We start from the raw sequence: 7,902 nt of genomic DNA, 5'->3' as shown, positions 1-7,902 counted from the left end.
GATGTTGTCTAAAAAAATTATTACAATGAAAAAGTTTATTTTATCCTTAGTACTCATGGCTGTAACAACAAGTTACAGCCAAGAGTTAAACCTACCAGTGTTTACACAGTATTTAGCTGATAACCCTTTTATTCTTTCCCCTGCTTATGCTGGTATTGGAGATAATCTTCGTATTAGAGCCAATGGTTTAACGCAGTGGGTCGGAATTAAAGATGCGCCAGATAACCAATCATTGTATGCCGATTTCCGTGTTCTAGATCGTTCCGGGGTTGGATTGTCATTATATAATGACAGCAACGGAAATACAAGACAAACAGGAGCCAAAATTTCCTTTGCTCACCACCTGATTTTAGATTATCGTACAGAACAGTATTTATCTTTTGGTATCTCTTATAACTTTAATAGTTTCCGACTTGAAACCGGAAACTTTAATGATGGAAGTAATGGAAATCCGCCAATCGGAGGACAGCAGCCAACAGATAACCGTTATAGCGCTAATAATAACTTTGATGTTAGTGCTTTATACCGAAACAGAGGATTTTACTTTAGTTTCAATGCCAACAACGTACTGAAAAAGAATATCAGCCTTGAAAGAGTAAACGAGCCTGATCTTTTATCAAACTTTCAAGTATATTCTGGTTTCACTTTTAAAGACGGAGAAAATAGACGTATTGAATATGAACCATCGGTTTTCTTACAGTACTTTGCGAGTGACCAGCGTTCTACAACCGATTTTAACTTCAAATACAGACGTTATAACCGTTACGAAGATTATTATTGGATTGGAGTTTCATATCGTTTCCTAAATGACCAGTTCCCGAAACCTTTGGCAATGGGGCCAATGGCTGGTTTTATGAAATCTAAATTCTATTTTGCCTATTCGTACCAGCTTATGTTTAATGGTCTTGGCTCTTATAATTCAGGAACGCATTCCATCACAATCGGATTCGACTTCTTACAATCTATCAGTAACTGTCCTTGTACACAAAGTCCAGTTCACGATTAGATAATTAATTTTTATCATTTTTAAGAATTAATTTGTTTGTTTTCATAATTTACAACGTTTTCGTTTTTATTGCACGATTTTTTTTGCTTTTTTGAAATTTAGAGTACTGTAAAAGTCCTATATTTGTTATTCTTTCAAAAAATTAAAAAATTTAGCAAATGAAAACTTTAAACGATTTCGATTTTAAAAATAAAAAAGCTATTATCCGTGTTGACTTCAACGTGCCATTGGATGAAAATTTTAATGTAACAGATACTACACGTATTGAAGCAGCTAAGCCAACTATTGATGCTATTTTAGCACAAGGCGGAAGCGTAATTTTAATGTCTCACTTAGGAAGACCAAAAGGAGCAGAAGAGAAATATTCTCTAAAACATATCTTAAAAACAGCTTCTGAAATTTTAGGAGTTCAAGTAAAATTTGCTGAAAATTGCGTTGGAGAACCAGCTCAAACTGCAGCAAAAGATTTAAAACCAGGCGAAGTTCTTTTATTAGAAAATTTACGTTTTCATGCTGAAGAAGAAGCAGGAGATGTAGCTTTCGCTAAAGAATTAGCTTCTCTTGGAGATATTTATGTAAACGATGCATTTGGTACTGCACACAGAGCGCACGCATCTACTACAATTATTGCACAATTTTTTCCAAACGATAAAACGTTCGGAACCTTATTGGCAAAAGAAATTGAGAGTTTAAATAAAGTTCTTAAAAACAGTGAAAAACCTGTAACAGCAGTTCTTGGAGGATCTAAAGTTTCTTCTAAAATCACTGTTATCGAAAATATCTTAGATAAAGTAGATCACATGATTATTGGAGGAGGAATGACTTTTACTTTCATTAAAGCGCAAGGAGGAAAAATCGGTGAGTCTATCTGCGAAGATGACAAATTAGATTTAGCTCTTGAAATTTTAAGATTAGCTAAAGAGAAAAATGTTCAGGTTCATATTCCTGTTGATGTTGTTGCTGCAGACGATTTCTCAAACACAGCTAATACTCAGGTTGTAGATGTAACTGCAATTCCTGACGGATGGCAAGGTTTAGATGCAGGTCCAAAATCTTTAGAGAACTTCAAAAAAGTAATTTTAGGTTCAAAAACGATTCTTTGGAATGGTCCATTAGGAGTTTTCGAAATGGAAACTTTCTCTAAAGGAACAATCGCATTAGGAGATTATATCGCAGAAGCTACAGAAAATGGAGCATTTTCATTAGTAGGTGGTGGTGATTCTGTTGCAGCAGTAAAACAGTTCGGATTTGAAGATAAAATGAGCTACGTTTCCACTGGTGGCGGGGCAATGCTTGAAATGTTAGAAGGAAAAACTTTACCTGGAATCGCAGCGATTTTAGACTAAAAAATCACAATTAACATTTTTTTAAACACTTTTCTTCAATAAAGGGCTTAGATTTGCAAAAATAAAAAGCTTGTAATTATTTGAGTTACAGAATTTTAAAATAATGTTATATGATTGTAAAGAAAATATCCTTAGTGGTGACAGCTTTGTTCTCCATGTCGATGTTCGCGCAGGAATCTGCAGAATTTTCGAGAGAAATAAAGCAAGACATTAAGTTGTCGTATTTAGATTCTATAAAAAGCACGTTCAAAAGAGATCATCTTGCTTCTAAAGTAGATAGTTTATGGATGAATGAATTGGTTAGTCTAGATATTTATGACGACTTAACAAAAGACATTCAAACCATCAATAAGGATGTAACCGTCGACGAAGAATTGCCTACAGAACTCCTTAAAGAGCGTTTGGCTTTAATGAATCAAAAGTCACCTTTTGAAATAGAATACAATCAAGGTTTAGAAAATGTAATAAAGTCATTTCTTAAGAACCGAAAAAAATCGTTCTCTCGATTAATGTCTTTGTCAGAATATTATTTCCCAATCTTTGAGGATGCTTTTGCCAAACAAAACGTTCCTTTGGAAATAAAATATTTAGCCGTTGTAGAATCTGCTTTAAATCCTAAAGCAGTTTCTAGAATGGGCGCTACGGGTCTTTGGCAGTTTATGTACGGAACCGGAAAACAATACGCTTTGAAAATCGATTCTTATATCGACGAGAGAAGCGACCCTCTTAAAGCTACAGCCGCAGCTTCAGAATACATGAGCAAAATGTTCAATATTTTTGGCGACTGGGAGCTGGTTTTAGCTTCTTACAACTCAGGACCAGGAAATGTTACCAAAGCGATTCGTCGTTCTGGAGGAAAAACAAAGTATTGGGACATTAGAAATTATCTTCCAAAAGAAACTCAAGGTTATGTTCCTGCTTTTTTAGCAACAATGTATCTTTTTGAATATCATAAAGAACACGGAATTAACCCAGAAAGAGCAGTTGTCAAAAACTTTGAAACTGATACAGTTTGCGTAAAAAATCAAATGTCTTTTAAACAAATTGCAGATTTATTAGACATGCCGCAATCACAAATAAAACTTTTAAATCCGTCTTATAAAATGGAAGTTGTACCTTTTTATCAAGGAGAACAGCATTTTATTCGTCTTCCTAAAGATAAAGTAGCAACATTTGTTTCAAACGAAGAACAGATTTATGCTTATGTCAAGCATGATACAGAATTCAGATCTACTTCGTCTCGATTAGCAGTTAAATATGCACCGAAAGCGAGAGTAACAAAACCAGCAGTTGCAAAACCAGCAGCGGTTGATAATGGCGATTTCGAATTTTATAAAGTTAGAAAAGGAGACAATTTAGGAGCAATTGCTGCAAAATATGATGTAAGCATTAGTGAACTTAAAAAATGGAATAATCTAAAAACAAATGCTGTTGTTATAGGCAGAAGTTTGAAGATTAAATCTGATGAGCCTTCGAGTATTAAAGCAAATGCTGCAATAGACAAAAAAGAAGAAGCAATCGCATCTGCTGATGATAAAGATAAGCCAACAGCTGTCGATATAGACTATGTTGTAGTGGCTGGAGACAATTTAGGTAGCATTGCAAAGAAATTCGGTACGACTATTGCGGAGTTAAAAGAGCTTAACAATTTAACTTCAAATAACATTGGTTTAGGAAAAACACTTATCATTTCTAAAGCAGCAATAGTTATAGAAGAGCCAACTTCAACAGCAATTGCATCAAACTCGGTTGATACATTCAAGAAAAAGGCCACTTCTAAAAGCGTTAGTGAAGATTATTACGTTAAAAAAGGAGATTCTTTATACAGCATTTCTAAAAAATATCCTGGAGTAACAATTTCAGATATTAAAAAATGGAATGGCATTAAAGATGAAGATATTAAACCGGGAATGAAACTTAAAATAAACGGATAATAGAATAATCTTATTAAATTTGGGTTTTATTTCATAAATTAAAAAAATGAATAAAACCCATTTTTTATTGCTATTAGTTGCATTTTTCCTGACCTCTTGTTTCAAAAGCGAAAAGCAAAGCGAGACTGTTTCCGGAAAAACAAATGCCATTTCGGTCATTATCGACGATCAGCTTTGGTACGGAGAAGTAGGCGATAGCATCAGAAATAAATTTGCCTCACCAGTTCTTGGACTTACACAAGAAGAACCTCTTTTTACCATCAACCAGTATCCTGCCAGATTGTTGGAAGGCTTTGTTACCGATAGTCGAAGCATTATAATAGTAAAAAAAGCCGCTACAGATAAATTCGAAATCATTCGAAGCAAAACACTACCTCATAATACTTTTCGCATTTACGGAAAATCTGTAGATGATATTACTTGCAGTCTCGAACTGAATGCGCCACAAATAATAAAAATTATCCATGATGCCGAAATTCAGAAAATTCAAGAAGACAATAGTGCATCATTGCTTAATAAAGCCATCTTAAAAAACAAATTTCATATCAATATTCAGATTCCGACAGGATATGAATATATGCTGCACAAAAAGAAATTTATTTGGCTAAAAAAAGAAATTATAAGTGGCAATACTAGTTTATTAATTTACCAGATTCCGCTTCGCAATTTCAAAAAGAAAAAAGATGTGGTTAATGCCATCGTAAAAATGCGCGACTCAATCGGAAAATACATTCAAGGGCGTGAATCCAATACGCAAATGATTACCAGTGAAGCCTACGCTCCATATTTTTCTAAAGTAATGTTGGACAATAAAGAAGCATTTGAAACCAAAGGAACTTGGGAATTGAAAAACGATTTTATGTCGGGACCGTTTATCAATTACGCAATAATAGACCAAACTTTTAACCGTGTTTTAGTTATTGAAGGATTCTCTTATTCTCCTTCGCACCAAGAACGAGATTTAATGCTAAACCTCGAAGCCATCATAAAAACGGTAAAAATAGACAAGAGATAGTTTTTTTTGTTTCAAGTTTCATGTCTAACGTTTCAAGTTTGATATGCTTTATGTTTTTACCGCAGAGTTCGCTAAGATATTTTAATTGCGAGATTAAGCAGGTTCTATATATTGAGTTCGCAAAGCTTTGTGAACTTATCATTTTAATGATACCCTCAAAAAAACTTAGCGCTCTTTGCTAATAATCCTTTGCGTACTCTGCGTTAAAATACAGACAAAGCATATCAAGTTCCAAATTATTAAAAGCTCTGGGGTCAAATACATATACAGCTTTGCGAACTTCGCCTTCTCAAAAAGACTCAGCGCTCTTTGCGAATCCCCATAGCTATCGGGATTGCGACCTCTGCGTTAAAACACACAAAGCATATCAAACTTGAAACGTTAAACATGAAACCTAAAACAAACAAAAAATTTTTGTACTTTTATTCATAACAAACATTAAAACAAACAGTTATGAAAAAATTAACCACAGCATTAGTAATAATAACCCTGTGTTTTGTTTCCTGTAAGAAAGAAGTAAAAGACGAAACTTCAACAGCAACAGCAACAGATTCTATTAAAACCGAAGAAACTGTTGCGGAAGCGCCACTAGATTCTGCCGCGCAAATGAAAGCTTGGCAAGAATATGCAACTCCTGGAAACCCGCATAAATTGATGGCCGATGAGGTTGGAACTTGGAACTGCGATATGACATTTTGGTCAGAACCAAACGGAAAACCTGAAAAAGCAACTTCTACAGCAGACATCAAAATGATTTTAGGCGGACGCTATCAAGAAGCCAATTACAAAGGCACCATGATGGGACAGCCATTTGAAGGTAAAAGCACTTTAGGTTACAATAATGCCAGCAAAGAATATACCACAACATTTATAGACAATATGGGAACTGGAATGATGGTTGCCGTTGGTAAATATGATGATGCTACAAAAAGCATGGAGCTAAAAGGTGATATGGTAAATCCGATGAACGGAAAAAAAACACCTTATAGAGAAGTTTACACAATAGTAGATCCGAAAACGAGAAAGATGGAAATGTTTGATGTCAAAAACGGATCAGAATATAAAAGCATGGAAATCGTTATGACGAAAAAATAGTTCTTCTTGTAAGATACAAAGTAACAAAGTAGCAAAGGCACAAAGGTCTTTTTAAGTTTTTTATCACTAAGAAAAATGCAAAGGTGCAATCGCAATTGCACCTTTGCATTTTTTTAATAATCTTTGTGCCTTTGTGTCTTCGTGGCAAAAAAGACGTTTGTGCCTTCGTGGCAAAATTTAAAGTAGAATGGAATTAAAATGGAAAATAAAGCCTTTTGAGGCATTAACGGTGTTTGAGTTATACGATTTGCTCAGATTGAGAAGTGAGATCTTTGTAGTCGAGCAAAATTGCGTTTATTTGGATCTTGATGATAAAGACAAGAAAGCATTACACCTTATTGGTGAGTTTGAAGGCAAAATTGTAGCCTATTCGAGGTTATTTGATGCTGGAATTAGTTTTGATAACGCTTCAATTGGAAGAGTCGTTGTAGATCAAAATTACAGAGACCGAAAATTTGGACATGATTTAATGCGTGAAGCAATTGCTCAAATAAAATCCAATTTCGGAAAAGACAAAATAACCATTGGAGCTCAATTGTATTTAAAGAAATTTTACGAAAGCCATGGTTTTGTGCAAACCAGCGAAATGTATTTAGAAGACGATATTCCGCATATTGAGATGGCAAGGGAATAAAAAACTAATGAAGCATTTAACAGATTTTAGCCTTAGATCCTTAGTGCCTCAGTACCTTAAAAAAAGCTAAATCTTAGTAATTACAAACTCCACGCGACGATCATAATTATCACCTTTTCCCAGCGGATATTTGTTGCCGCATCCTAAATAAGTCATGCGGCTTTTGGATATTTTTTTAGACATTAAATAGTGAAAAACAGTTTTGGCGCGATTCCACGAAAGTCTTCTTTCTCTAGTCGCTCTGTCAATTCCGTCGCTGTAAATTTCGGGTGTGCAGCAAACATGTCCGCGAATTTCAAAATTCAGATTTCTATGGTTTTGGAGTGTTAAGGCAATTTTATCCAGTTCTTTTTTAGAAGAGCCTGTAAGTTTTGCGCTTCCAATATCAAATAATATAGATTCCATGCAAACTTTATCACCAACTTTTAAATTGTCTTTAAAAGAAGTATGAATCCCTTTTCCGAAACTATTTTTCTTAACGACGATTAAGTCAACTCGCCGATTTCGTAGACGCGTTTCGTAAAGATTTTCAACCGTATCTGGTTTTACAACAATACGCCCTTTCCCTTCCAGAATAACAATTTTACTCTGATTAAATCCTTTATTGACCAACAGGTTTTGAATCGTATTGGCTCGATTATTAGATAATCTAAAGTTATACTCATCATTTCCACGATCATCACAATAGCCGTAGATCTGTATAGACTCTATTTTAGCAGTGTCTATATTCTTTATAAAGTTCGAAACAACATTGATTTGTTTGTTCGTCAAATCATATCTGTCAAATTCAAAATAAATGGTTTCAACAGGTTTATGTTGTGCTTCTGCTGTATAAAATGAAAAAAGAAGTAAGGCTAAAGTTATCTTCATTC

General features: G+C 34.4%; 7 protein-coding genes. 6 read left to right on the top strand and 1 reads right to left on the bottom strand.

Translation table 11 applies throughout. The annotated features are described in order from the left end of the window. The first annotated feature begins 25 nt into the window (after positions 1-25). The 6 genes from EG814_RS02110 to EG814_RS02085 all read left to right on the top strand — a co-directional run bounded on the left by EG814_RS02110 (position 26) and on the right by EG814_RS02085 (position 7,030). Positions 26-1,006: a PorP/SprF family type IX secretion system membrane protein gene (locus tag EG814_RS02110; protein ID WP_235830890.1), complete on the top strand. Its 981-nt coding sequence runs from the start codon at positions 26-28 to the stop codon at positions 1,004-1,006. 158 nt (positions 1,007-1,164) lie between these two features. After that, positions 1,165-2,352, top strand: a complete 1,188-nt coding sequence (locus tag EG814_RS02105) for a phosphoglycerate kinase (protein ID WP_125718422.1) — start codon at positions 1,165-1,167, stop codon at positions 2,350-2,352. A gap of 110 nt (positions 2,353-2,462) precedes the next feature. After that, positions 2,463-4,286: a LysM peptidoglycan-binding domain-containing protein gene (locus tag EG814_RS02100; RefSeq protein WP_125718420.1), complete on the top strand. Its 1,824-nt coding sequence runs from the start codon at positions 2,463-2,465 to the stop codon at positions 4,284-4,286. 46 nt (positions 4,287-4,332) lie between these two features. Further along, positions 4,333-5,301 (top strand): DUF4837 family protein, encoded by a 969-nt coding sequence (locus tag EG814_RS02095; protein ID WP_125718418.1) that lies wholly within the window; start codon positions 4,333-4,335, stop codon positions 5,299-5,301. Between the two features lie 453 nt (positions 5,302-5,754). Beyond that, positions 5,755-6,396: a DUF1579 domain-containing protein gene (locus EG814_RS02090; protein ID WP_125718416.1), complete on the top strand. Its 642-nt coding sequence runs from the start codon at positions 5,755-5,757 to the stop codon at positions 6,394-6,396. A 187-nt stretch (positions 6,397-6,583) separates the two neighbouring features. Further along, entirely contained in the window at positions 6,584-7,030 is a 447-nt protein-coding gene (locus EG814_RS02085; RefSeq protein WP_125718414.1) for a GNAT family N-acetyltransferase, read from the top strand. Between the two features lie 66 nt (positions 7,031-7,096). Here EG814_RS02085 and EG814_RS02080 read toward each other — a convergent pair whose 3' ends face one another. Next, entirely contained in the window at positions 7,097-7,900 is an 804-nt protein-coding gene (locus EG814_RS02080) for an OmpA family protein (RefSeq protein WP_125718412.1), read from the bottom strand. Between the last annotated feature and the right edge of the window lie 2 nt (positions 7,901-7,902).

Origin of the sequence: Flavobacterium ustbae, assembly GCF_003946915.1 — a bacterium.
Lineage (GTDB): Bacteria > Bacteroidota > Bacteroidia > Flavobacteriales > Flavobacteriaceae > Flavobacterium > Flavobacterium ustbae.
Note: the sequence above shows the minus strand (reverse complement) of the source record. Positions and strands in the feature narration are given on the sequence as shown.

Excerpts from the sequence above, each read along its gene's own strand:
- EG814_RS02110 (WP_235830890.1), top strand. The coding sequence starts at position 26 with ATGAAAAAGTTTATTTTATCCTTAGTACTCATGGCTGTAACAACAAGT.
- EG814_RS02105 (WP_125718422.1), top strand. The coding sequence starts at position 1,165 with ATGAAAACTTTAAACGATTTCGATTTTAAAAATAAAAAAGCTATTATC.
- EG814_RS02100 (WP_125718420.1), top strand. The coding sequence starts at position 2,463 with ATGATTGTAAAGAAAATATCCTTAGTGGTGACAGCTTTGTTCTCCATG.
- EG814_RS02095 (WP_125718418.1), top strand. The coding sequence starts at position 4,333 with ATGAATAAAACCCATTTTTTATTGCTATTAGTTGCATTTTTCCTGACC.
- EG814_RS02090 (WP_125718416.1), top strand. The coding sequence starts at position 5,755 with ATGAAAAAATTAACCACAGCATTAGTAATAATAACCCTGTGTTTTGTT.
- EG814_RS02085 (WP_125718414.1), top strand. The coding sequence starts at position 6,584 with ATGGAATTAAAATGGAAAATAAAGCCTTTTGAGGCATTAACGGTGTTT.
- EG814_RS02080 (WP_125718412.1), bottom strand. The coding sequence starts at position 7,900 with ATGAAGATAACTTTAGCCTTACTTCTTTTTTCATTTTATACAGCAGAA.